Origin of the sequence: Acinetobacter sp. UBA2581 (assembly GCF_002339435.1) — a bacterium.
GTDB classification, from domain to species: Bacteria; Pseudomonadota; Gammaproteobacteria; order Pseudomonadales; family Moraxellaceae; genus Acinetobacter; species Acinetobacter variabilis.
The window spans coordinates 34,051-58,779 of record NZ_DDLD01000122.1; the positions used below are offsets into that span (position 1 = coordinate 34,051).

A 24,729-nucleotide genomic window follows, 5' to 3' on the forward strand; every position below is an offset into this window, starting at 1 on the left:
GGAATCACCTATTAAGAAACAAAAGCAATAACTTCACCACCAACGCCTGCAGCACGTGCAGCGCGATCAGTCATGATGCCTTTGCTTGTAGAAACAATTGCAATACCTAAACCTTGCTTAACGCTTGGAAGTGCATCTTTACCGCGATACTGACGCAGACCTGGACGGCTTACGCGTTTCACAGTTTCGATAACTGGCTTGCCTTCAAAATATTTTAAAGTCAAAGTAAGAGTTGCTTTGCCTTCAACTTCAGCAACTTCTACGTTTGAAATATAACCTTCTTGTTGAAGTACGTTAGCAATCGCAACTTTCAACTTAGAATTAGGCATAGAAACAGTTTGTTTCTTTGCCATTTGTGCGTTACGAACACGTGTTAGCATGTCGGCAACGGTATCTTGCATACTCATTTATAGTGCTCCTTACCAGCTTGCCTTAACAACGCCAGGTACATCACCTTGCATTACTTTATCGCGTACCATGTTACGGCTTAAGCCGAACTTACGGAAGTAACCATGAGGACGACCAGTTAAACCACAACGGTTACGTAGACGTACTGGAGATGCATTACGTGGTAATGCTTGTAATTTCATCATCGCATCGAAACGTTCTTCATCTGAAGCATTTACGTTTGCAATGATTGCTTTTAATTCAGCACGTTTTGCAGCGTATTTAGCAACAGTAGCTTCGCGTTTCAATTCGCGATTAATCATACTTTTCTTAGCCATTTCGACCTCTTATTTGAACGGGAAGCCGAATGCACGCATTAGCGCACGGCCTTCGTCATCGGTGCGAGCAGTCGTAGTGATGGTAATGTCCATACCACGAATACGGTCAATCTTGTCAAAATCGATCTCAGGGAACATGATCTGTTCTTTAAGACCCATTGAGTAGTTACCACGACCATCAAATGATTTCGCAGAGAAACCACGGAAGTCACGGATACGAGGAATCGCAATCGAGATCAGACGGTCTAAGAATTCGTACATACGTTCGCCGCGTAAAGTAACTTTACAACCAATCGGCCAACCATCACGGATTTTGAAACCAGCGATAGATTTACGAGCTAACGTAAGAACTGGTTTTTGACCAGCGATAGCTTGCATATCAGAAAGAGCACCATCAAGGAGTTTCTTGTCAGCAGAAGCTGCACCAACACCCATGTTGATAGTGATTTTAGTGATGCGAGGGATCTCCATCACATTCTTAATTCCCAATTGTTCTTTTAATTGAGCTTTAAGTTCGTCGTTGTAACGTGCTTTAAGTCTGGCCATTGCCTTTTTCAACCTATTACTTCGCTACCGCCACTGATTCACCATTAGATTTGAATACGCGAGTTTTCACGCCATCAATCGTTTGGTAACCAACACGGTCAGCCTTTTGGGTTGTAGCATTAAAAATTGCCACGTTTGAAATGTGAAGCGAAGCTTCTTGAGTTACGATGCCGCCTTCAGCGCCAGTAACACGGTTCGGCTTTTGATGCTTCTTCACCAAGTTAAGGCCTTCAACCTTAACGCGGTCATTAGAAACAGACAGAACAGTACCCTGTTTGCCTTTTTCTTTACCTGCGATCACAATTACTTGATCGCCTTTTTTAATCTTAGCCATGATCGCCTCTTATAGAACTTCAGGAGCCAATGAAATAATTTTCATGAACTGTTCAGTACGAAGTTCACGAGTCACTGGTCCGAAAATACGAGTTGCAATCGGCGCTTTGTTGTTGTTCAAAATAACAGCAGCGTTATCGTCGAAACGAATCACTGAACCGTCTGGACGACGGATACCGAATTTTGTACGTACAACTACTGCATTCATCACGTCACCTTTTTTAACACGTGCGCGTGGAATTGCTTCTTTTACAGTAACTTTAATAATGTCGCCAACAGAAGCATAACGACGATGTGAACCACCAAGTACTTTAATACATTGTACGCGGCGAGCACCACTGTTGTCTGCTACGTCGAGCATCGTTTCGGTCTGAATCATTGCCCTACTCCAAAACCGAGCATCACCGGTCACAATTTCGAAAGGCTCAAAGAGTACTCGAAATTGACCGATGATGCAACAAGAACGTTAATTACTCAGCAGCTGCTTCAACAACTTCAACTAAAGTCCATGACTTAGTTTTAGACATTGGGCGGCTTTCTTTAATGGTTACAACGTCGCCAACTTTAGCTGTGTTGTTCTCATCATGAGCATGTAATTTTGTTGAACGGCGGATTGATTTGCCATACAACGGGTGTTGAACACGGCGTTCGATAAGAACAACGATAGATTTTTCCATCTTGTCGCTTACTACTTTGCCTGTTAACGTGCGGACTGTATTTTCACTCATTGTCCGTTCCCCTGTTTTTCGGTAAGGAGGGTCTTGATACGAGCAATAGTCTTGCGAGTCAATTGCACTTCGTGCGATTTACCCAATTGACCAGTTGCTTTCGCCATACGAAGACGGAATTGGTTTAGCTGTTGCTCATCAAGCAAAGCTGTCAACTCTTCTACCGACTTTTCACGTAGATCTTTAGTTTTCATTACATTACCGTCCGAGTCACGATAGTGGTTTTAAACGGAAGTTTAGCAGCAGCAAGCGTAAACGCTTCGCGAGCTAGGTCTTCGTTAACACCATCAATTTCGTACAAGACTTTACCTGGTTTGATTTGGCAAACCCAGTATTCCACAGAACCTTTACCTTTACCCATACGCACTTCAAGTGGTTTAGAAGTAATTGGCTTGTCCGGGAATACACGGATAAAGATTTTACCACCACGTTTAATACGACGGCTAATTGTACGACGCGCTGCTTCAATTTGACGTGCAGTCATTTGACCACGTTCGATTGATTTAAGTGCGATAGTACCAAAAGATACTGAGCTACCGCGGTGAGCTAGACCAGTGTTACGGCCTTTTTGCACCTTACGGAATTTAGTACGTTTAGGTTGCAACATGGATTATTCTCCTTTTTCAGCAGAACGATCATTGCGACGACCACGACGCTCTTGACCTTCACCACGACCGCGACCGCGTTTAGCTGGACGTTCTTCAGCTGGAGCTGGGTTCATGACTTGTTTCATGCCACCCAAGATCTCACCACGGAAGATCCAAACTTTAACACCAATCGTACCGTAAGTAGTCTCAGCACGCATAGTCGCGTAGTCGATATCTGCACGAAGAGTATGTAGAGGTACACGACCTTCACGATACCATTCAGTACGAGCAATCTCAGCACCACCTAAACGGCCTGAAACTTCTACTTTGATACCTTTCGCACCAGCACGCATAGTGTTTTGAACCGCACGCTTCATAGCACGACGGAACATTACACGTTTTTCCAATTGAGAAGCGATAGCTTCAGCAACTAGACGCGCGTCTAAGTCTGGACGATCAATTTCGTTGATACTTACTTGCGCAGGAACACCCATAATAGATGTTAATTCGCGTTGTAATTTCTCAATGTCTTCGCCTTTTTTACCGATTACGATACCAGGACGAGCAGTGCTAATAGTTACTTTAGCAGCGCCTGTTGGACGCTCGATAAGAATATTGCTGATCATTGCATTCTTAAGTTTTTTAGTTAAAAACTCACGAACTTGCAAATCTTTAAGCAAGTATTCAGCGTATTGTTTCGGACTCGCATACCAGTTAGCGTTATGACGTTTCACAACACCTAGGCGGATACCGATTGGATGAACCTTCTGACCCATATCAAACCCCTACCTTAACGGTGATGTGACAAGTACGCTTAGTAATACGATCTGCACGGCCTTTAGCACGTGGCATAATACGTTTCAGGCTCATGCCTTCATCAACGTAGATCGTAGAAACTTTAAGGTCGTCTACATCTAAACTGTTATTATGTTCAGCGTTTGCAATTGCAGATTCCAACGCTTTCTTAACCAATACTGCAGCTTTTTTGTTGCTGAAGTTTAAGATGTTAAGAGCATGCGCAACAGATTTGCCGCGGATAAGATCTGCAACCAAACGAGCTTTTTGTGCCGAGATAGCGGCACCGCGTAATTTAGCAGTTACTTCCATCATAGCACCTATTAACGTTTAGATTTCTTGTCAACACCGTGACCACGGTAGGTACGAGTCGGTGCAAATTCACCAAGCTTGTGTCCAACCATATGTTCAGAGATGATCACTGGAACATGGTTACGGCCATTGTGTACAGAAATTGTTAAACCAACAAAATCCGGGAGGATCATCGAACGACGCGACCAAGTTTTGATCGGCTTACGGTTATTAGCCGCGATAGCCGCTTCAACCTTAGCGAACAAGTGCGCATCGACGAATGGGCCTTTTTTCAGAGAACGAGGCATTGTCAGATTCCTTTACTTGTTACTTAACGCGACGGTCGCGAATAATCATCTTAGTCGTACGCTTATTGGTACGTGTTTTGTACCCTTTAGCTTTTTGACCCCATGGGCTTACAGGTTGAATACCTTTGTTACGCCCTTCACCACCACCGTGTGGGTGATCAACTGGGTTCATCGCCATACCACGAACGGTAGGACGAACACCACGCCAGCGTGATGCACCAGCTTTACCTAGTGAGCGAAGGTTGCTTTCTGAGTTAGATACTTCACCTAACACAGCGCGGCATTCAACATGAATTTTACGCATCTCGCCTGAACGAAGACGAACGATAGCGTAAGAACCGTCACGACCCAACAACTGAACAGAAGTACCAGCTGAACGAGCTAACTGCGCGCCTTTACCGATTTTAAGTTCGATGTTGTGAAGAGTAGAACCGATAGGCATGTTGCGAAGTGGCAAGCAGTTACCTGGACGGATTGGAGCATCGTTACCAGATTGAACTGAATCACCAGCGCGTAAACCTTTAGGCGCGATGATGTAGCGACGTTCACCGTCAGCATACTTCAACAACGCAATGTGCGCAGTACGGTTTGGATCGTATTCAATACGCTCAACTACAGCTGGAATGCCGTCTTTGTTACGTTTGAAGTCGATTAAACGGTAGTGTTGTTTGTGACCGCCACCAACGTGACGAGTCGTAATGTGACCGTTGTTATTACGGCCGCCAGTACGTTTTTTAGCTTCAACTAGTGGAGCATAAGGCGCGCCTTTGTGAAGGTGATCATGAACCACTTTCTCTACAAAGCGACGTCCTGGAGACGTTGGCTTACATTTTTGAATAGGCATAGTTTTCGTCCTTATTCCGCTGCGCTTTCAGCGGCATCGCCCAAGTCAGCCATTTCAACATCTTGGCCAGCTTTCAGGGTGACGTATGCTTTTTTAACATCAGAACGACGTCCTAATGTTTTACCAAAGCGTTTAGTTTTACCTTTAGTGATCGTAGTGTTAACTTTAACAACTTCTACACCAAACAATTGTTCAACTGCTTTTTTGATTTCAAGTTTGTTTGCATCAAGTGCAACTTTGAATACTTGAACACCAGCAGTTTCACCTAAAACTTGTGCTTTTTCTGAGAAAACAGGTCCTTGCAGGACTTGATATAAACGTTCGTTGTTCATCCGAGTTCTACCTCAATTTTCTTAGCAGCAGCTACAGACATAACAACTTTATCGAACGCGATCAAGCTAACAGGATCGATTGCAGTCGCATCAACCACATCAACGTGTGGAAGGTTACGAGCAGCTAGATACAAGTTCTCATCAACAGCATCAGTAACGATCAATGCACGAGTAGCATTCAAGTCGTTAAGTTTTGCAAGCAATTCTTTAGTTTTTGGAGCTGCAACAGCAAACTCTTCAACTAGAACTAAGCGATCTTGACGAACAAGTTCAGCCAGGATGCATTGCATAGCACCGCGGTACATTTTACGGTTTACTTTTTGAGACCAGTCTTGTGGACGAGCAGCAAAAGTTTTACCACCGCCAACCCAGATTGGGCTACGAATAGAACCAGCACGAGCGCGGCCAGTACCTTTTTGACGGAATGGTTTTTTACCACCGCCAGAAACGTCTGCACGTGATTTCTGAGCTTTAGAACCTTGACGACCACCAGCTAAGTAAGCTGTAACAACTTGGTGTACAAGAGCTTCATTAAATTCACGACCGAACGCAACTTCTGATAATTCAACAGCAGAGCCGGAAACAGTATTTAAATTCACGTTATTTCCCCTCAGGCCTTGATCGTAGGACGAACAGTTACGTCGCCACCAGTAGCGCCAGGAATCGCACCTTTAACTACTAGAACTGAACGTTCTGCGTCGATAGATACAATTTCAAGACCCTGTACAGTTACGCGTTCAGCACCTAAATGGCCAGCCATTTTTTTGCCTTTGAACACGCGACCAGGAGTCTGGTTTTGACCTGTAGAACCTAGAACACGGTGAGAAACAGAGTTACCGTGAGTAGCGTCTTGAGTACGGAAGTTCCAACGCTTAACACCACCTTGGAAACCTTTACCTTTAGACTGACCAGTTACATCAACGATTTGACCAACTGTGAACAGATCTACACCAATAGTAGCGCCAACTTCACGACCTTCAAGCTCAGCTTCTGAAACGCGGAATTCTTGAACCAGACGACCAGCAGCAACACCAGCTTTCGCGAAGTGACCTTTCTGAGCGTTAGTTACGCGAGATTCGCGACGTTCACCAGTAGTGATTTGAATCGCTTGATAACCATCAGTTTCAAGCGTTTTGATTTGAGTGATGCGGTTAGGATCAACCTCAATCACTGTAACAGGCACAGAAACACCAGCATCTGTAAAGATACGTGTCATACCGCACTTGCGACCGACTAAACCAATAGCCATGTGCATAAACCTCTAAAAAAGCGGCCTAATTAACTTAGAGCGTTAATTAACCCGAAAGCCTTAACCCAATGCGATCTGAACATCAACACCAGCTGCAAGATCTAACTTCATCAATGCATCTACAGTTTTGTCTGTAGGCTGAACGATGTCGATCAAACGTTTGTAAGTGCGGATCTCGTATTGGTCACGCGCATCTTTGTTAACGTGTGGTGATGTTAAAACGTTAAAACGTTCAATGCGTGTAGGCATTGGAATTGGACCACAAACTTGTGCGCCAGTACGTTTTGCTGTTTCTACGATTTCTTGAGCTGATTGATCAATAAGACGGTGATCAAAAGACTTAAGACGGATACGAATTCTCTGGTTAGACATACCAGTTAACTCCAAGCCAAATATATAAAGAATCACTCTTGACGCATCTCACCCCACTATTTTAAGGCAAGTGTCAAGAGCAGTGAAATATCACTAAGGTCGTGATCGATGCCACGACTGTAACGATAGTTAACTACTTTTTTCGCAGTTAACCCCCTTCCTATCGAAGGGTCGCTTATTATAGCCATTGTTTATTGCATAAGCAAATCCCTTTTACGGTTTTTCTTGCTGTATTTCAATTTATTCGGGAAATCAATTGTTTATTTTTTGCCCACTAGGCCGTTTTTTCCAGAACATATTGAATGGCTTGGTTTAATATTTGATTTCCTTGAATAAAATTATTTTTGGTTGTTCTTTTCAGTTGTTGAATGTCCTGTACATATTTTCCAGAAAATTGTGAAATTTCTTCTTCATTTTCCAAAAACAGCTTCAAAGTTTCCGGGGTAATTTCCGGATGAAACTGGAAACCCAAGACATTCTTGCCGAGTTGATACATCTGATTACGACAGGCTTCATTTTCTGCCAGATGAATCGCTCCTTTAGGCAGTTCAAAAGTTTCACTATGCCATTGCATGATTTCAAACTGTTCAGGTAAAACAAAACAATCTTCTGGTACATGTGCGACTTTGCGTACCGTGGTCCAGCCTAGCTCCTGCTCCTGGTTACGGCTGACGGCCGCACCCAAGGCATTGGCAATCAACTGCCCACCTAAACATAGACCAATTGCCGGCTTGCCTTGAGAAAGATAACGGCGTAACCAGCGTTTTTCGATCTTGAGCCATGGATAATTTGCTTCATCATTGACGCTCATGGTACCGCCCATGATGATCAGTAAATCAACTTCATCGACTGATGGCAAAGCTTCAATATCCAGTGGACGATCGACGGGTAAAGCAAAGAATTCAGTCGCAGTAATTTGCGCCTGATGCTGCTTTAAAAAATCAATACAACTACCAAAACCCTCGCTAGCAATATGCTGAAAATAATGTACTTTTAACTGCGACTTCATGCGCCTAAACCTTTTGTTGTAGCTCTCTGATTTTAGGTTTTGCAAAAATGAAGCCAACTTTTTAGCAATGTCAGTTTTTTCAACATTTCACAACATAACTAGCAGCAATAATGAGATTCTCTTAAGCTAAAGCAATATTTGATTACATTTAAGAGCATTCACGTGAAAAAAAATCCTCAAACAGCGCTGATTCATGCACCACGAAAGGCCCCGCAATACATTTCTAGTATTCAACCTCCCTTGTTTCGTGCATCCACCATTATCTTTAACAACACCGATGCCCTATTTAATCGCCATTGGACTGATGACTATGACTATAGTTATGGCACGCACGGTACACCGACGACATTTACCTTAGGCGATAGCATTGCCCAGATCGAAGGTGGTCAATATTGTTTGCTGGCACCGAGTGGTTTATCCGCGATTAATCTCGTGAATTCTTGTTTTTTAAGCCAGGGCGATGAAGTGTGGGTTGCGGATAATATCTATGGTCCAAACATGGAACATTTACGCAATCTGGAAACCCGCTATGGCATTCAGGTCAAAGTTTATAATGCGATAGATGCGGATACTTTTCAGCCCTCGGAAAAAGCCAAACTACTTTGGCTGGAAGCAGCAGGTTCCGTGACTTTAGAATTTCCCGATTTGAGTCGCTTGGTCAAGAAGGCCCAAGCGAACAACATCCTCACTGCGCTGGATAATACCTGGGGTGCAGGCCTTGCCTTTAATGCATTTGATTTTGGTGACGATCATTTAAGTATCGATATGACAGTGCATGCCCTGACTAAATATCCAAGTGGTGGCGGTGATATCCTGATGGGTTCAGTAGTGACCCGCGATAAAGAACTGCACCATAAATTGTTCCGTACGCATGCCATTCAGGGTATTTCAGTATCAGGTGATGATGTCGCTCAGATACAACGTAGTCTGGCTTCGATGCAACTCCGATATGAACATCAATCACAAAGCTGCTTAACTTTATTAGACTGGCTCAAACAGCAATCAGAATTTATCCAGGTCTTACATCCGGCTAATGCTGACAACGCAGGTCATGAATACTGGAAAGAAATTTGCAAGCAAGGACACAGTGCCGGACTAGTCAGCGTGATTTTTGACAATAACTACAAGCTGCAAGATATTCGCAATTTCTGTGACAGCTTACAACTGTTTAAGCTTGGCTTTAGCTGGGGTGGTCCTGTCAGTCTGGTCATGCTATATAACTTAAAAGAAATGCGTGTGCTTGAACATTCACATTTGAAAGAAGGTTTTCTGGTTCGTTTCTGTATTGGTCTGGAACATCCCGAAGATCTGATTGAAGATATTCAGCATGCACTACAAGAAATGAAAAAACTTAAAAATGAATAAATAACAATAGGAAAATTTATGGACACACCAATCATTATTGCTAAAAAAACCAGTGATACCACGCAAGATATTGTACTGTACTCACAGCTTGCCAATCGTCACGGGTTGATTGCCGGCGCGACCGGAACTGGCAAAACGGTAACTTTGAAAGTTTTGGCAGAAAGCTTTTCCCACATTGGTGTACCCGTGTTCCTTGCCGATGCTAAGGGAGATGTTTCCAGCCTGGCCAAGCCGGGGGAAAGTAATCCTAAGTTTGATGAACGCATTAAAAGCCTGAATATTGACTCAATTCCTTTTAAATCTTCGCCGGTCGTATTCTGGGATCTGTTTGGCGAACAGGGCCATCCGATCCGCACTACGATTTCTGAAATTGGGCCACTCTTGCTTGCCCGCATCCTAAATCTGAATGATACCCAGGAAGGCGTACTGTCTGCCGTCTTTCGGATTGCCGATGATCAGGGATTATTACTCATTGACTTTAAAGACCTGAAAGCCATGCTGAGCTATGTCAGCGAACAGGCTGCGGACTTTAAAGCAGAATATGGCAACCTTTCGCCTGCCAGTCTCGGTGCGATTCAACGCAACCTGCTCGCGCTTGCTGATCAGGGTGGGGATCAATTCTTTGGTGAGCCAGCACTAGACCTGATGGATTTCCTGCAAACGGATAGCCAAGGCCGCGGCAATATCAATCTGCTGGCTGCCGACAAGCTGATGAACACACCGAAGTTGTACGCCACTTTCCTGTTATGGATGCTGTCAGAGTTATTTGAACAGTTACCAGAAGTGGGTGATCTGGACAAACCGAAACTGGTGTTCTTCTTTGATGAAGCCCACCTACTCTTTGATAATGCTAGCCCTGCCCTGCAGGACAAGATTGAACAGGTGGTGCGCCTGATCCGCTCCAAAGGTGTCGGGATTTACTTTGTCACCCAGAATCCATTCGACTTACCTGAAAGCGTATTAGGGCAACTCGGCAACCGCATTCAGCATGCTTTACGCGCTTTTACGCCTAAAGACCAGAAGGCAGTCAAAACGGCGACAGATACCTTCCGTGCCAATCCAGAATCTAAAGCGCAGGAAGCGATTACTGAACTTGCTATGGGTGAAGCGCTGATTAGCTGTCTGGATGAAAAAGGGACTCCGCAGATTGTTGAACGTGGCTGGATCATGCCCCCACATTCCTCTTTTAGCCCGATTACACCAGAAGAACGTAAGGCACTGATGCAACAAAGCATCGTGGCTGGTATTTATGAGCAGGAAGTTGGCCGTGACAGTGCGCATGAGATGCTACAGCAAAAAGTACTGGAACGTCAGCAGCAGGCTCAAGCCGCGGAACTTGCCAAGCAGCAAGCCAAGGAACAGGAACGTTTGGCACGTGAACAGCAAAAAGAAGCTGAACGTACAGCTAAGCAACGTGAAAAACTTGCTCAGGATATTGTGGGTACCTTTGCTAAAAGTGCAGCACGTAGTCTTGGTGGTAGTACCGGACAGAAAATTGTGCGTGGTCTATTAGGTTCCCTCTTCGGGCGTAAATAACCCTCCTTTCTCCGATCGAAAACATCATTTTTATGGGATATTTTTATATCCCATAATTTTTTTATGGTTTTATGCATTTCCTATATTGTAAAAGCATTTTATAAGATGTATTTTAAATACATCTTATAAATAACAGCCATGAGAGATCAGCTATGACTCCACAGCAAATTGACCTTGTAAAAGCCACTGTTCCTGTACTTCGTGAAAATGGGGTTGCCCTGACCGGTTATTTCTATAACCGCATGCTAGGCAATAATCCTGATTTGAAAGAAACCTTTAACATGGGACATCAACGCAGTGGAGCTCAAGCACAAGCCTTGGCAGGTGCGGTTCTGGCTTATGCTGAAAATATCGAAGATCCATCTGTGCTGTTACCTGTGGTTGAGCTGATCGCACACAAGCACGTGAGCTTAAATATTAAGGCACCGGACTACGGTATTGTTGGGGAAAACCTTTTACATTCGATCAGTGAAGTATTGAACATTTCTATGGATGATCCATTGATTGATGCTTGGGCTGCAGCGTACGGTCAACTGGCGGATCTGTTTATTGCAACTGAAAAAGCGATCTATGATCAGCATGAACAGACTAAAGGTAGCTGGTTAGGCTGGCGCAACTTCAAGATTGCCAAGAAAGTCGTGGAAAGTGATGAAATCACTTCCTTCTACCTGGCTCCAGTTGACGGCGGTCCATTACCGAAATATGAAGCCGGCCAATACATTTCAGTACGTGTGTTTGTGCCTGAGCTGAACCTAAAACAGCCACGCCAATACACCCTGTCGACTTGCCCACAAGCGGATTACCTTCGTATTTCGGTAAAACGTGAAGACCAGAAAGGCGACATGGTACCAGGCTGGGTATCCAATACCCTACACAGCCTGCCAGAAGGTTCGGAAATTGAAGTCTCTGCACCGACAGGTAACTTCTACCTGATCGATCCGAACAAACGTAATGTGTTCATTAGTGGTGGTGTAGGCTTGACTCCAATGGTAGCCATGCTGAACCAGCTGGTGACTCTGGATATGCCGCAGCCGGTGACTTTCATTCATGCCTGCCGTAGCAAACAGGTACATGCAATGAAACAGCATATTCATGACCTGAAAGCCAAATACCCACGTTTAAGCACAATGACTGCTTATGAATTCCCGCACCCAAGCGATAAACTGGGCGAGGATTATGATGTTGCCGGTCGACTGGACTTAAGCACTGTAGATAGCGCATTATTACCAGCCAATGCAGACTACTATCTCTGTGGCCCAATGCCATTTATGGCTGAACAGCAAAAAGCACTCGTCGCTCGCGGAATCCCTGCCGAGAACATTCATAGCGAAGCCTTTAGCACAGGTGGTGTACACCACTAACTGCTTCTTCAGCTTAAAATAAAAACAGAGGGTTAGTCTGGTATGCTAGACTAACCCTAATTTTTTCGTCAAAAACATCAGTATTATCATGCAACTGAATAAATTTACTGACTATGCGCTGCGCATACTGATGTATGTTGCACAACCCCGTGATCTGCCTTATACGATTGCCGAGTTGGCGGAGCGCTTACAGATTTCACAGAACCATGCCATGAAAATCGTCTACTTTATGGCAAAACAGGACTGGCTCATTACTTCTCGTGGTAAAGGGGGTGGAATCCGTCTTAATCCAGCTGCCCTGAAAGTTCAGCTAGGACAGATTGTGCGTATTCTACAACGTGATAACCAGATTGTAGAATGCAATGATCCACCTTGTATATTACGTACCAATTGCGGATTAAAAGGCATTCTGGATCAGGCTGTGGAGCAGTTCTATACCAGTCTGGATCAATATATTCTGGGTGATGTCGTTGAACCGACTAAGGAACATTTTAGTATCCAGTCACCGATTAGTCTGATCAATCTCTAATACCTTTATTCTATTGAACAATTCTAAAGTTCGCTTGCCCGCCCGACTTCCTTTATAATAGCTTCTTGTATAATTAGTCATTGAAGTTGAGTCATGCATCACAGCAGAGGAAAGTCGAAAAACAGTAAGGCATCAAATGCCCCAAAGCAAAAGATCAGCTATGAAAAAAAGGTCGATCCAGCCATTACTGAATATTCGGTACAAGCCCTCAACTGGTTACGCAAAGCTGAGTTCCTGATGAGTGCACCCAAGCTGAGCTTGTGTGTAGAAGATACCGGTTATGAAGTGGCTTTTGCTGGCCGCTCTAATGCAGGTAAATCGAGCGCCATCAATGCCCTGACCAATCAGAAACAGTTGGCCCGTGCGTCCAAAAAACCAGGCCGTACCCAGATGATCAACTTCTTTAGCCTTGGCAATCCGGATCAGCGTCTGGTCGATTTACCGGGTTATGGCTATGCAGCGGTTCCAGAAGCCATGAAAATTGTCTGGCAGAAAGAACTGGAAAACTATCTGATTCACCGTAAGAGCCTGCAAGGTTTAGTGCTGCTAATGGATATCCGTCATCCGCTACAACACTTTGATGTGATGATGCTGGAATGGGCGTATTCACGTAAATTATTCGTACATGTCCTGTTGACCAAAGCCGACAAGCTGAACCGTGGCCCCGCTTCGAAAGCGCTACAAGAAGTGAAAGCCAAACTAAAAAAGATGAAGCTGGATTTCTCGATTCAACTGTTCTCTTCTCTAAACAAGCAAGGTTTGGAAGAATTGGCCAGTGTGATGGGCGGCCGTTTGAACTTCACTTTGAATCAAGCACCTGAATTTGATCTGGACAGCATTCCTGAAGCTTCAATGCATGATTTAAACGAAGCTGATGAACCAATTGAATTATTAGAAGATGAAGATGAAACCAACAGCGCTCATGAAGTCAGTGCCAGTGAACTGAATGATCTGGACGCGCCTGTGGAAGTCGATCCAACTGAGATTGTCGAACAGGATCCACACAAATAAGCCGAATGTGTTTCATCGGATAAAAGGATGTCCCGTATTGCCTGCTGCAATTCGGGATATTTTTTTCATACTGTCTTGATCAAGCAGTGATGGATTCACACCATGTCTTTACTTTCGCGCTTCAAAACAACAAGAATTGGCTCTTCCATTTCCTATTTTATCCAGCCTCGCAAAGTCAGCTTTGAATGGCAAGACACTCCAGTCAACTGGATTCCTGATCAACCCTTTGCCAGTTACTTCGTCAATGAAATTAACAATATTCTACCCGCGGGTGAACTTTGGTTCTGCCGTTTATATAACAAAGTCCTCCCTCAGATTACTGACGAAAAATTAAAGCATGATGTGCAGGCGTTTATTCGTCAGGAAGCCATGCATGCCCAGGCACATAATTCGGCCAATAAAGAATATTTATCTGAACGTCAGATTGATATCCAGCGCAATCTGGACATCATGCATTTCCTATTTAACAAGCTGCTCGCCGATCAGCCATTCGGTCTCAAAATTCCTAAAATCTTAGAACACCAATGGGATCTGTTTCGTCTCGGTATCATTGCAACGATAGAACATATGACCTATGTCTTGGGTAAATATGCACTCTAGAATACTGAATGGGAACGTCTGGGTGCTGATCCGAATATGCTGGATCTGGTGAAATGGCATGGTGCTGAAGAAATTGAGCATCGTAGTGTGGCTTTTGATTTATATCGTCACCTACGCGGCGGCTATATTGCCCGTTATTATCTAAGTATGGTGGTCATTATTGGTGTAATTGGCCTTTGGGTGGATGGTGCAGCACATTTAATGGCACAGGATCCACGCTTTAAACCACTAAAACCTGCCGTGTATAAACCCTGGATCTGGAAAGAATGGTTGCGTATTTCTCAGTTTGATAACCGCCTGCTACCTAATCCGCTGTGGTTAGTATCCCAACAGCTCGGCTACTTAATGCCCTGGTATGATCCGGTGCATGAAGGCAGTACCGATGATGCGCTGCATTATCTCAACCATTCACAGGCAGCCAAACGTGCTACTCTCAAAGTCGCTTAAGCTTGCCTGTTATTACAATTTCTAACAGCAGGGATCTCTTCCCTGCTTTTTATTTGTCCTAAGATAGAAATATAACAATCATAATCAGGAGGGAATTATGCAAGCACGGATTTCTGTGATTACCCTCGGTGTGCTCGATCTGGAAGCTTCACTACACTTTTACCGTGACGGACTGGGTTTTCCCAGTGAAGGCATTATGGGTGAAGAGTTTGAATATGGCGCGGTGGCTTTTATTCAATTACAACCTGGTCTTAAGCTTGCCTTATGGCCACAGCGTAGTATCCAGCAAGATACCGGTCTGGAGCCAAGCCCAATCTGTCCGACTCAAATGACTCTGGGGCATAATGTCTATGGTCCCTTAGAAGTCGATCAAGCAATGGCACAGGCAGAACGTGCCGGTGCTAAAATTATTAAACCTGCACACACCACATTTTATGGCGGATATGCAGGTTATTTTCAGGATCCCAATGGTCATCTCTGGGAAATTGTCTGGAATCCAGACTTGGATAAAGCTGAATTAGATAAAGATTAAACTGGCACTTCAGGCTCGCGGGTATGTCGATCTACCACCACACTAATCATCATATCGCCCTGTACATTGACCACAGTACGTACGGTATCCAGCAGACGGTCAATCGGAAGTAAAATCGCAATCGCTTCAGCAGGCAGCCCCACCGATTGCAGCACCATGATCATGGTGACCATGCCGGCGCTTGGAATGCCCGGTGCACCTAGGGACGCAATCATTGCCGTGGCACAAACCACCAGCTGCTGACCTAAGGTTAGATCCAGCCCCATCAGATTGGCAATAAACAAAGCTGCGGCTGCTTCATAAAGTGCTGTTCCATCCATATTCAGCTGCGTGCCAAGTGGAATCACAAAACCGGCTGTTTGCGGACGTACCCCTAGATTTTCCTGCGCGCACTTTAAAGAAATCGGCATGGTTGCCGAACTGGAACTGGTGGCAAAGGCGGTAATTAATGCACTACGGGTGCCTTTAAAAAAGGTCAGTGGATTCATTTTTCCGAAGATCCATAGCAATAACGGCAACACCACTATCCCATGAAAAATTGTGGTACCTGTCACGACTGCCGCAAACTCGGCCAGACGGCTCAGTACTGAAATATCTTCAGTGGCAATCAACTTGGCGAGTAATGCAAAAATCCCAATCGGTGCCAGTTTCATGATCCAGCCAATCATCAACATCATGATGTCAAAAAACTGGTGACTGAGCTTACGCACAGTACGGAAGCTGTCTCCACCTGCGACCAGAGCCACACCGATAAATAGAGCAAAAATTACAACGGCTAGGACATTGCCATCAGCAAAGGCCTTAAAGGGATTGATTAGGGTATTCTGAATAAAATTAGTAAAGAAAGACGACGGCGTTAAGGTATCAGGCGTTTGATGCTGAGCCATGGCATCCTGAAACATCACCACATCCACACCTCTCCCTACATCAAACAGATGTGCACAAGTGAGGCCAAGAATCAGTGCCAATGAGGTGGTGGTCACACAACACAGCAAAGTAATTTTCCAAGTTCGACTCAGCTGCCCCCCCGCCTGCAGATTAGACACACCAACCACGATTGAAGTAAAAATCAGAGGAATCAAAATCATTTTCAGCAGGCCAATAAAAAGGCTGCTGGCAATTCCAATCCCGTACAGGCCGACATCAAAAAATGTGCTTTGCGGAAATAAAGTCAGTAAAAATCCAAACAGTACCCCCAATACGGCGGCAATTAAAATCTGCGTATTTAAGCTCATTTTACATGCATTTTTAATATTGATCTTAAGGGCACTATGCCATGCAAATGCTGGAGAATCGAGTAATTTTTTTATAAAGAGCCGTGCTTAAAAAAACATAAAGCCGGATCTGGGATCCGGCTTTATTTAGATTAAAAGTCCGCTTTACTGGGTTTCAATTTCACGTAAACGGATCAGGCCTTCTTGTGTGGTACTGCAGACCAGCTCACCATTTTGCCACATGCGGCCAAAGTTCAGACCACGCGAACTGGCACTTTGAGTAGCATCCATGTCGTATAACATCCATTCATCTACCCGGAACGGTTTATGGAAATACATGGCATGGTCAATACTGGCACATTGCAAGCTTGGCGAAAGATAACTCAAACCATGCGGACGTAGCGCCGTGGTCATTAAGGTAAAGTCTGAATAGAAAGCAGCAATCGCTTGATGTAGGGAAATTTCATCCACTTCTGTAGCAATCTTTCCATGAGTACGGATATAGTGCGCATAATTCGGCGCTTCCGGTTGCGGCTGGAATGGATTCACTGGCATTACAGGGCGAATTTCGACATGACGGTCGCGCATGAAAGACGCACGCACATTTTCCGGAATAAATTCGATAATCTGTCGGGTTAACTCTGCTTCATTTTTTAGACTTTCTGCCGGTGGATATTCAGGTTCTGAAATCTGATAGTTCAGCCCTTCTTCCTGATGCGCAAAAGAAACCATACACATGAAAATGGTACGACCATGCTGAATGGCGCGAACCTGACGGCTGACAAAGCTTTTGCCATCACGGATACGGTCTACTTCATAAATGATCGGTGCGTTGACATCGCCACCAAACAGGAAATAGGCATGCAATGAATGCGCAGAACGATCTGTAGTATAAGACGCAGCACGTAGGGCCTGTCCCAAGACCTGCCCACCAAATACGCGCTTGCCTACCAGATTACGGCTAATTCCCCGGAAAATATTTTCTTCTAACTTTTCTAAACTGAGCAGCTCGACCAGTTCCTGTGTTAAGGCATTCATAAGCAACCTGTGTGATATTGGCAAGATCCAGAAGTGTAGAAATAAATCTATACAATTTATTCTGAATATTCTGCCATAAAATCCAAGCAATCTTCTAAAGATTGATTGACTGTTCTGTCAACTGCTCTTGCAACTTACTAGGAAAAACATCTGCTTTCGCGCTAAAATTGAACCACTTCGATTGAATTTGTCAGAAAATGACATATTGTTTGTTTTTATAATCAATCAAAATAAATTCCCTCAGAAATTCTGTAGTTTTGGTCAGTAAAATTAGGAGTAACTATGTCCAAGAGTGGCTTTGGTCAAATGTATCGCAAGCTTTCAAGTAAGCTACTTGATCTTGTGGTCACCCCGCATGTTCTTGGGGAAGTACCAAGTGAAGTGACAACTCCTACTGCTGACCAGATTCCGGCAGCGCAGCAGAAAATTGTCTGCTATATCTTGCAGAATCATTCACGCAGTAATGCGCTGGTAGTTGATGCAGAAACTCGCCGTTTAAATATGCCACCTGCGCTCGATCCTCTACAGATTGGTGACAGCAAGGAAAAGGCTTCAGTGCTGTTCCTGCAGTACCATGATGAGAATAATCTGCTTAGCTCACCACCACATGCCTTTCCACCACGTCTGTTACGTCTGATTGAAGTACTCGAAAAAAATCCTGAACTAGACGTGGAACTAGTACCGGTCACTGTGCTCTGGGGTCGTGATCCTGAAAAAGAAGATTCCTGGTTCAAGCTTTTATTTACCGATACCTGGTCAACACCAAGCCGAGTCAAACAGCTGGTGAATATCGGTCTGCATGGCCGCCAGTCTTATCTGGAGTTTCATGAGCCGCAATCTTTACGCGCCCTCATGGACTTTGCCAAAGAAACCTATCCAAATTCAGCGCCAGCGACCTATATTGTTAGCCGACTAAATGATTATCTAGATGCACAGCGTGAAGTGATTCTCGGCCCTGACCTGTCAGATCGCCGTAATGTGATGCATGGCCTGATTAAATCTCCGGATGTACAGGCGGCTATTCGTAACGAAAGTATCCGTAGCAAAATCAGTATGCTGGAAGCAGAACGTCGTGCGATTGGCTATCTGAATGAAATTGTATCGGACTATTCTCATTCTACCGTGCGTTTCGCCGATAAAGCCCTGACCCGTTTATGGACCCAGCTCTATGACGGTGTTGAAGTGCATAATTTCAGTACCGTGCGTGAACTGGCCAAAGATTATGAAATTGTCTATACGCCATGTCACCGCAGTCATATCGACTATTTGTTATTGTCTTACATAATCTATCGCCGTGGCCTAATGGTGCCTTATATTGCGGCAGGCGATAACCTGAACATGCCATTTGTGGGCCAGATCTTACGGGGTGGTGGTGCTTTCTTTATCCGTCGTACCTTCCGCGGTAATGCACTTTATACCACTGTATTTAAAGAGTATCTGTATAGCGTGCTGTCGCGTAATACTCCACTGGAATACTTTATCGAAGGTGGCCGTTCACGTACTGGTCGTCTGCTGCCACCAAAAACCGGCATGCTGGCGATGACCATACATGGTCATTTACGTGGCAAGGCCAAGCCAATTGTCTTTGTTCCGACTTATATCGGCTATGAACGCCTGATGGAAGGTGGTACTTATGTCGGTGAGATGAACGGCAAGCCGAAAGAAGCAGAATCTATTTTCGGTATCCTGAAAACCTTGCGCAAAATTGAACGTATTTTTGGCAAGGTCCATCTGAATTTCGGTGAACCAGTATTTCTGGATGACATCCTGAAACAGCACGGTGCAGAACATATCAAAATTGAAAAGAATGATGATCCGATTCCGCAGCCGGTATCCGACGCAGTCAACAGTTCCGCTCAAGCCATTCTAGAAAATATCAACCGTGCAGTCGTGGTGAATCCAGTTTCTCTGCTGTCACTTATTTTATTGGCAACACCAAAACATACCCTGGACGAAGAAATCTGTATCAAGCAGCTGGATACCTACCGTAATCTGCTGGTGGCTTTACCTTATGATGAGCGTATGCAAATTACCTCACTTTCAGGTAAAGAGATTATTGCCTATGCAATGAAGCTCAAGCTGATCAAACGGGTGAAACATGTTCTGGGCGATATTATTGCGATTGAAGATAATCAGGCTGTATTGCTGACCTATTTCCGTAATAACATCGTGCATAGTTTTGTACTGCCTTCCCTGATTGCAGCACTGGTAGAACACAACGGCATGATTCGTCGTGAAGATGCGATTAATGCCAGCAGTACGCTCTATCCGTTCCTGAAAGCCGAGCTGTTCCTGAAATGGAAAGAAGACGAAATTCAGCAACACGTTGACGCATATATTGATGCTTTACTTGCAACCAACCTGATCAGTGAAGATGGTGAAAATCTGGTAGCACCAGCACCAAATACTGAAGCACATCACCAGCTTGAAGTTCTGGCTGCTCCAGTGACCCAAAGTCTGGAACGTTACTATATGACACTGGCTTTAATCACTCAGCGTGGACCAGGCAACATTTCGACCCGTCAGGTGGAAGAACTGAGTCATCTGGTGGGGCAACGCCTTTCTGTACTATATGAATTCAACTCACCAGAATTCTTTGATAAAGCCTTATTCCAAAGCTTTATCAAAGTTTTGACGCAAAAAGGCTATATCTGTACCAACGAAGACAATGCCATTGTCTATGATGAGCAGCTAACCAATGTTGCGCAGTATGCAGATCTGGTACTGGATGAAGTGAAGCTGCAAATGCTGCATCACATCACGTCCTTTACCGATGAAGAGCTGAAAGAAGCATTAGATGCAGTTGCGGCTGAACAAGCCAAGAAACGTGCGAAACGCAAGAAAAAGTAAAGCTTAAGTAAAGGAAAAGAGAGGTTTTGGCCTCTCTTTTTTTGCTTGAGAATTAATAAAAATAATAGATATTCCCTCTCCTTTTAGGAGATGGTTAGAGAGAGGTAATTTAAAAAACCCTCCTCCTAGCCTCCTCCCAGAGGGAGGAGGAACTTCCAAATTTATAAATCAGTCTTATTCATCAACTCTAAATAATCCTGAAAACAATCCTGATGCTCTAACTCAAAGCCTATCTTTTCCATTCTTGTGGCATACAGCTTTTTACCCGTCACCCTGTCACTTTCCACTTTTAATATAGGTACGCCCATCTGCTGCTGGAACCATTGCAGGGCTTCATGCAAAAGTTGTGGCTCATTATTGGTCAAAATATATGAAGAATCAGGATGTTCCACGTGAATCATCTGAGCTAGAAAACGTGATAAATCTTCAATATGAATCCGATTCGACCAATGCAGATTTGGATAGCTGGTCATTGATGCTGCCATTTTCTGCATACGTGCCACAGAAGCCCCATAAATCCCACTTGGGCGGATAATGGTGCATTGTTCAGGATAAGCCGCGAGATATACCTGTTCCATCTGATGCAGAATTTCACCTTGAGCATCATTCGAATGAATTTCAGTCTCATCATCCACGCTTTCACCCGCATTCTGTCCATAAACCCGGGTTGATGACACCACCACCATTCTTTTTACTGGATGAAATTTCAAGGCAGTAACGATTGGCTGAACCGAATCCAGATAAGTATGCTGATAGGCTTCGACACCACTCTGTTTGGGACTGAGTAACACATAGACCCAATCTATCGGAGCGACTGCACTTAAATCTAAAGTGTGCACATCCTGAATCAGATGAGTTGCGAATGAATCTGTTTTGGGGCTTTGGCTAATTGTGCTAATTTGATGACCTTGCTCAAATAATTGTTTAGCTACCCGCTCGGATGTTTTACCATAACCAATAAATAAAATATGCATTCGACACCGAATCACAAACCTGGTTGAGGGGACATGGCTGCAGTCCATCAGTTACAAGGCGTTGGCAATGCCGCCGCTGCTTTACTCGAAAAACTAAATATCTTTAATACTGATGATTTGCTTTTTCATCTACCACGTGACTATGAAGACCGTAGCACGATCATTCCCATGAATCAATTAACGGTGGGACGCAGCTATTTGCTGGAAGGTATCGTGAAAGGGGTTGATTTCCCACCCGGTAAACGTAAGTCCATGGCGGTGTTACTGGATGATGACTCTGGCAAAGTCACTTTGCGCTTTTATCATATTTATAAAGGTATTACCGATCGCTGCAAGCTCGGTAACCGTTTAAGAGTCTTTGGTGAAGTGCGAGTCGGTGCCCGTGGCCTGGAAATGTATCATCCAGAGCTGCAAGTCATTACTGAACATACACCTCTACCCCATACCCAACTCACCTCGATCTATCCGGCAACCGAAGGACTGACTCAGCCCAAGCTACGAGAATATATTAAACAGGCACTAGAGCTGCACAGCGATGATTTGCCTGAACTGTTGCCACAAAAATTTAGCAATGGTTATGGTCTAAAGCAGGCATTGGAATATATTCATCATCCGCCGCTGAACGCCAATATGTTGCAACTCACTCAAGGCTCACATCCGGCACAGCAGCGTCTGATTTTTGAGGAACTGGTAGCACATCAAATTAGTTTGCTGACCCGGCGTGCTTTTATTCAGCAGATTGAAGCCCCTTCATTTTCCCCGAGTAAAACCTATGCCAAACAGCTTCTGGCTGGTTTGCCTTTCGAAATGACCGGTGCGCAAAAACGTGTATCCAAAGAAATTGCTAAAGACCTGAAGCAGAATAAACCGATGCTGCGTCTGGTGCAGGGTGATGTGGGTGCAGGAAAAACCTTGGTTGCCGGCGTAGCAGCCTGTCATGCCCTAGAAGAAGGCTGGCAAGTCGCGCTGATGGCACCCACTGAAATTCTGGCTGAACAGCATTACCTCAACTTCAAGCGCTGGTTCAAACCACTCGGTTTAAATGTCGCCTGGCTTTCCGGGAAACAGAAAGGTAAAGCGCGTGCTGCAGCAGAGCAAGTGATCCGTGATGGTAGCGCGAATCTGGTGGTGGGCACACATGCCTTGTTTCAGGAAAATGTCGAGTTTGCCAAACTGGGCTTAGTGATTATTGATGAGCAGCATCGTTTTGGGGTCGATCAACGCTTAGCCTTGAGAAATAAAGGCTTGGATGGCATGTCGCCGCATCAACTGGTCATGACCGCAACCCCGATTCCACGCACGCTTGCTATGTCGGCGTATGGCGATCTGGATACTTCGATTATTGATGAGCTGCCACCGGGCCGTACCCCGATCCAGACTGTGACTATTCCGTTAGATCGGCGTGAAGAGGTTCTGCAACGGATTGCGACTAACTGTGCCGAAGGTAAGCAAGCTTATTGGGTATGTACCTTGGTAGAACAGTCTGAAACACTGGATGCCCAAGCTGCAGAAGCAACCTTTGCCGAAATTAAGGAACGCTTTCCTGAACTGAATATCGGTCTGGTACATGGCAAGATGAAAGCTGATGAAAAACAGGCAGTCATGCAGGAATTCAAAGACAATAAACTGCAGCTACTCATTGCTACAACCGTAATTGAAGTCGGAGTCGATGTCCCGAATGCGTCCATTATGGTGATTGAAAATGCCGAGCGTCTCGGCCTGTCACAACTACATCAGCTGCGTGGTCGGGTTGGCCGGGGTGCCAAAGCCAGTTTCTGTGCCCTCCTTTACAAAAATCCATTGTCCCAAAATGGTCAGGAACGTCTGCGCATCATGCGTGAAACCAATGATGGATTTATCATTGCCGAGAAAGATCTGGAATTACGTGGTCCAGGTGAATTACTGGGTACCAAACAGACCGGTGATATGGGTTTCCGTGTAGCCAAGCTGGAACGTGATGATCACTTGTTGAATCAGGCCCATTATGTCGCCCAGCAGATGCTAAAAGATTATCCGAAACAGGCGGATGCATTATTAAAACGCTGGCTACCTGAGGCTCCACGCTATGCCTATGTTTAAGCTGCTCCAACAGGGAAAACTCTGGCTGAATCGTTTACAGCCTTGTCAGCTGTGCCAGACAGATTATCAAAACCTGCATTCTATCTGTCAGGATTGCTGGCAACAGTTACCTTGGGCACATCAGACCATTCAGCGTCAGGAAATGCAGTTTCAAGTGGCTTGTGACTATGCCTACCCAATGGATCGCCTGATTCAATTATTTAAATATGAACAAAAGCTGCATCTGGAACCTTTATTGGCAGGTGCATTACTGACCTTAAAATTTCCTAAAGTCAGTGCAGTGGTTCCTATGCCGATTTCAACCGAACGGCTGGTCGAACGTGGCTATAATCAATCCTTGTTACTGGCCAAGCATGTAGCTAAACATTTACAAGTTCCTGTCTGGCAACCAGTTGAGCGACTTAAGCAACATTCACAAAAAGGCTTAAGCCGTCTGGAACGTATCGAAGACATTGAAGCTCAATTTAGGGTCACTACATCTTCAAAAGTTCGTTATCGTAAGGTTTTAATTATCGATGATGTGGTTACGACTGGTAGCTCGATTCGAGCTTTAAGTCAACAGCTGGAAAAACTGGGCTGCCAGCAGATTTACGCCGCTTGTCTGGCAGGAGCCAAACTTTAAATCAGGCTTATACCAATAAGTTCTTTTTAACCCAAGGTATGACAATTTCTGTAGTCAATGGTGCAAGTTTCACATCTTTCTGATTCAGGTCCACCCATTTCATTTCGGCAATCTCAGCCTCAATATGTGGCTCGCCATCTAATTGCACCAGATAAACATAACTGACCAGTTGATGATCCGGTTCGTTGGCAGTTTGTGTCTCAAAACACCCAATGAATTGCTGAATCTCAGCCTGACAACCAATCTCTTCCTTAATTTCACGTAGCATGGTGCATTCAGGTGCTTCATCCGGTTCCAGCTTGCCACCCACTTGCATAAAACAGTCAGTATTTTTCTTACGAACTACCAGCAGCTGCTGATTAGAATTCAAAATAATGGCAGCTGCAACGGTAATAATTTTCATGAATTCGGAATGATCAAATGGGAAATACTTAACCTGAGTTCGACATAAA

29 protein-coding genes and 2 pseudogenes are annotated in these 24,729 nt (G+C 44.6%); 10 read left to right on the forward strand and 21 right to left on the reverse strand.

Annotated features, from left to right (window positions below):
- Nucleotides 1-11: 11 nt before the first annotated feature.
- From rpsH to B3Q46_RS16240, 17 genes and pseudogenes are all read right to left on the reverse strand, one after another.
- Nucleotides 12-407, reverse strand: coding sequence for a 30S ribosomal protein S8 (rpsH, locus tag B3Q46_RS16160; RefSeq protein ID WP_004786905.1), 396 nt, complete (start codon nt 405-407; stop codon nt 12-14).
- A gap of 12 nt (nt 408-419) precedes the next feature.
- Nucleotides 420-725 carry a 30S ribosomal protein S14 gene (gene rpsN, locus B3Q46_RS16165; protein WP_004786907.1) on the reverse strand — a complete coding sequence of 102 codons (306 nt, stop codon included), beginning with the start codon at nt 723-725 and terminating at the stop codon, nt 420-422.
- A 9-nt stretch (nt 726-734) separates the two neighbouring features.
- On the reverse strand, nt 735-1,271 hold the full coding sequence (rplE, locus tag B3Q46_RS16170) for a 50S ribosomal protein L5 (protein WP_004786908.1): 537 nt from the start codon (nt 1,269-1,271) through the stop codon (nt 735-737).
- A 16-nt stretch (nt 1,272-1,287) separates the two neighbouring features.
- Nucleotides 1,288-1,605, reverse strand: coding sequence for a 50S ribosomal protein L24 (gene rplX / locus B3Q46_RS16175; protein ID WP_004786911.1), 318 nt, complete (start codon nt 1,603-1,605; stop codon nt 1,288-1,290).
- Nucleotides 1,606-1,614: 9 nt separating this feature from the next.
- Nucleotides 1,615-1,983: a 50S ribosomal protein L14 gene (gene rplN / locus B3Q46_RS16180; RefSeq protein WP_001982634.1), complete on the reverse strand. Its 369-nt coding sequence runs from the start codon at nt 1,981-1,983 to the stop codon at nt 1,615-1,617.
- A gap of 91 nt (nt 1,984-2,074) precedes the next feature.
- A complete protein-coding gene (rpsQ, locus tag B3Q46_RS16185; RefSeq protein WP_004786913.1) occupies nt 2,075-2,332 on the reverse strand; it encodes a 30S ribosomal protein S17 in 258 nt (85 codons plus the stop codon).
- Nucleotides 2,329-2,526, reverse strand: coding sequence for a 50S ribosomal protein L29 (gene rpmC / locus B3Q46_RS16190; protein WP_004786915.1), 198 nt, complete (start codon nt 2,524-2,526; stop codon nt 2,329-2,331). The genes rpsQ and rpmC overlap by 4 nt, the downstream gene beginning before the upstream one ends.
- A complete protein-coding gene (gene rplP / locus B3Q46_RS16195; protein ID WP_004786917.1) occupies nt 2,526-2,939 on the reverse strand; it encodes a 50S ribosomal protein L16 in 414 nt (137 codons plus the stop codon). Before rplP ends, rpmC begins: the two co-directional genes overlap by 1 nt.
- A pseudogene (gene rpsC / locus B3Q46_RS16200) lies at nt 2,879-3,695 on the reverse strand (30S ribosomal protein S3). Before rpsC ends, rplP begins: the two are co-directional and overlap by 61 nt.
- A 1-nt stretch (nt 3,696) precedes the next feature.
- Nucleotides 3,697-4,026, reverse strand: a complete 330-nt coding sequence (gene rplV / locus B3Q46_RS16205; protein WP_001982638.1) for a 50S ribosomal protein L22 — start codon at nt 4,024-4,026, stop codon at nt 3,697-3,699.
- An 11-nt stretch (nt 4,027-4,037) separates the two neighbouring features.
- Nucleotides 4,038-4,313 (reverse strand): 30S ribosomal protein S19, encoded by a 276-nt coding sequence (rpsS, locus tag B3Q46_RS16210; protein WP_004673001.1) that lies wholly within the window; start codon nt 4,311-4,313, stop codon nt 4,038-4,040.
- Nucleotides 4,314-4,332: 19 nt separating this feature from the next.
- Complete coding sequence (rplB, locus tag B3Q46_RS16215) at nt 4,333-5,157, reverse strand: 50S ribosomal protein L2 (RefSeq protein WP_005233738.1); 825 nt, start codon at nt 5,155-5,157, stop codon at nt 4,333-4,335.
- A gap of 11 nt (nt 5,158-5,168) precedes the next feature.
- Entirely contained in the window at nt 5,169-5,489 is a 321-nt protein-coding gene (rplW, locus tag B3Q46_RS16220; protein WP_004786923.1) for a 50S ribosomal protein L23, read from the reverse strand.
- Nucleotides 5,486-6,088: a 50S ribosomal protein L4 gene (gene rplD / locus B3Q46_RS16225; protein WP_004786925.1), complete on the reverse strand. Its 603-nt coding sequence runs from the start codon at nt 6,086-6,088 to the stop codon at nt 5,486-5,488. The genes rplW and rplD overlap by 4 nt, the downstream gene beginning before the upstream one ends.
- Before the next feature lie 11 nt (nt 6,089-6,099).
- Complete coding sequence (rplC, locus tag B3Q46_RS16230; RefSeq protein WP_005233737.1) at nt 6,100-6,738, reverse strand: 50S ribosomal protein L3; 639 nt, start codon at nt 6,736-6,738, stop codon at nt 6,100-6,102.
- A 60-nt stretch (nt 6,739-6,798) separates the two neighbouring features.
- Nucleotides 6,799-7,110 carry a 30S ribosomal protein S10 gene (gene rpsJ / locus B3Q46_RS16235; RefSeq protein ID WP_000070912.1) on the reverse strand — a complete coding sequence of 104 codons (312 nt, stop codon included), beginning with the start codon at nt 7,108-7,110 and terminating at the stop codon, nt 6,799-6,801.
- Between the two features lie 274 nt (nt 7,111-7,384).
- Nucleotides 7,385-8,119: a type 1 glutamine amidotransferase gene (locus tag B3Q46_RS16240; RefSeq protein WP_286716905.1), complete on the reverse strand. Its 735-nt coding sequence runs from the start codon at nt 8,117-8,119 to the stop codon at nt 7,385-7,387.
- 162 nt (nt 8,120-8,281) lie between these two features.
- Here B3Q46_RS16240 and B3Q46_RS16245 point away from each other — a divergent pair, with 162 nt between their 5' ends.
- From B3Q46_RS16245 to B3Q46_RS16275, 7 genes and pseudogenes are all read left to right on the forward strand, one after another.
- Nucleotides 8,282-9,484 carry a PLP-dependent transferase gene (locus B3Q46_RS16245; protein ID WP_286716907.1) on the forward strand — a complete coding sequence of 401 codons (1,203 nt, stop codon included), beginning with the start codon at nt 8,282-8,284 and terminating at the stop codon, nt 9,482-9,484.
- Between the two features lie 18 nt (nt 9,485-9,502).
- Nucleotides 9,503-11,020 carry a helicase HerA-like domain-containing protein gene (locus B3Q46_RS16250; protein ID WP_286716908.1) on the forward strand — a complete coding sequence of 506 codons (1,518 nt, stop codon included), beginning with the start codon at nt 9,503-9,505 and terminating at the stop codon, nt 11,018-11,020.
- A gap of 152 nt (nt 11,021-11,172) precedes the next feature.
- Nucleotides 11,173-12,381: an NO-inducible flavohemoprotein gene (gene hmpA, locus B3Q46_RS16255; RefSeq protein WP_286716910.1), complete on the forward strand. Its 1,209-nt coding sequence runs from the start codon at nt 11,173-11,175 to the stop codon at nt 12,379-12,381.
- Nucleotides 12,382-12,469: 88 nt separating this feature from the next.
- On the forward strand, nt 12,470-12,910 hold the full coding sequence (locus B3Q46_RS16260) for an RrF2 family transcriptional regulator (protein ID WP_034169667.1): 441 nt from the start codon (nt 12,470-12,472) through the stop codon (nt 12,908-12,910).
- A 93-nt stretch (nt 12,911-13,003) separates the two neighbouring features.
- Nucleotides 13,004-13,921 (forward strand): ribosome biogenesis GTP-binding protein YihA/YsxC, encoded by a 918-nt coding sequence (yihA, locus tag B3Q46_RS16265; protein ID WP_034169668.1) that lies wholly within the window; start codon nt 13,004-13,006, stop codon nt 13,919-13,921.
- 102 nt (nt 13,922-14,023) lie between these two features.
- Nucleotides 14,024-14,968, forward strand: a pseudogene (locus B3Q46_RS16270) (metal-dependent hydrolase).
- A 97-nt stretch (nt 14,969-15,065) separates the two neighbouring features.
- Nucleotides 15,066-15,500, forward strand: coding sequence for a VOC family protein (locus tag B3Q46_RS16275; protein ID WP_034169669.1), 435 nt, complete (start codon nt 15,066-15,068; stop codon nt 15,498-15,500).
- On the opposite strand, the gene B3Q46_RS16280 is transcribed toward B3Q46_RS16275, so the two are convergent.
- Together B3Q46_RS16280 and B3Q46_RS16285 are read right to left on the reverse strand one after the other, a co-directional pair.
- Nucleotides 15,497-16,735 (reverse strand): dicarboxylate/amino acid:cation symporter, encoded by a 1,239-nt coding sequence (locus tag B3Q46_RS16280; protein ID WP_286716916.1) that lies wholly within the window; start codon nt 16,733-16,735, stop codon nt 15,497-15,499. The two genes, B3Q46_RS16275 and B3Q46_RS16280, sit on opposite strands and share 4 nt — an antisense overlap.
- Before the next feature lie 144 nt (nt 16,736-16,879).
- Nucleotides 16,880-17,752 (reverse strand): acyl-CoA thioesterase, encoded by an 873-nt coding sequence (locus B3Q46_RS16285; protein WP_286716918.1) that lies wholly within the window; start codon nt 17,750-17,752, stop codon nt 16,880-16,882.
- Between the two features lie 282 nt (nt 17,753-18,034).
- Here B3Q46_RS16285 and plsB point away from each other — a divergent pair, with 282 nt between their 5' ends.
- Nucleotides 18,035-20,602 carry a glycerol-3-phosphate 1-O-acyltransferase PlsB gene (gene plsB, locus B3Q46_RS16290; RefSeq protein WP_286716921.1) on the forward strand — a complete coding sequence of 856 codons (2,568 nt, stop codon included), beginning with the start codon at nt 18,035-18,037 and terminating at the stop codon, nt 20,600-20,602.
- A gap of 161 nt (nt 20,603-20,763) precedes the next feature.
- Here the strand turns inward: plsB and B3Q46_RS16295 are convergent, their stop codons facing one another.
- A complete protein-coding gene (locus tag B3Q46_RS16295; protein WP_286716922.1) occupies nt 20,764-21,576 on the reverse strand; it encodes an NAD(P)H-binding protein in 813 nt (270 codons plus the stop codon).
- 33 nt (nt 21,577-21,609) lie between these two features.
- On the opposite strand from B3Q46_RS16295, the gene recG reads away from it, so the two are divergent.
- Together recG and B3Q46_RS16305 are read left to right on the forward strand one after the other, a co-directional pair.
- Nucleotides 21,610-23,655 (forward strand): ATP-dependent DNA helicase RecG, encoded by a 2,046-nt coding sequence (recG, locus tag B3Q46_RS16300; RefSeq protein WP_286716930.1) that lies wholly within the window; start codon nt 21,610-21,612, stop codon nt 23,653-23,655.
- Nucleotides 23,642-24,277, forward strand: a complete 636-nt coding sequence (locus B3Q46_RS16305; protein WP_286716932.1) for a ComF family protein — start codon at nt 23,642-23,644, stop codon at nt 24,275-24,277. The genes recG and B3Q46_RS16305 overlap by 14 nt, the downstream gene beginning before the upstream one ends.
- A gap of 7 nt (nt 24,278-24,284) precedes the next feature.
- On the opposite strand, the gene B3Q46_RS16310 is transcribed toward B3Q46_RS16305, so the two are convergent.
- Nucleotides 24,285-24,680, reverse strand: coding sequence for an NUDIX hydrolase (locus B3Q46_RS16310; RefSeq protein WP_286716940.1), 396 nt, complete (start codon nt 24,678-24,680; stop codon nt 24,285-24,287).
- Nucleotides 24,681-24,729 lie beyond the last annotated feature (49 nt).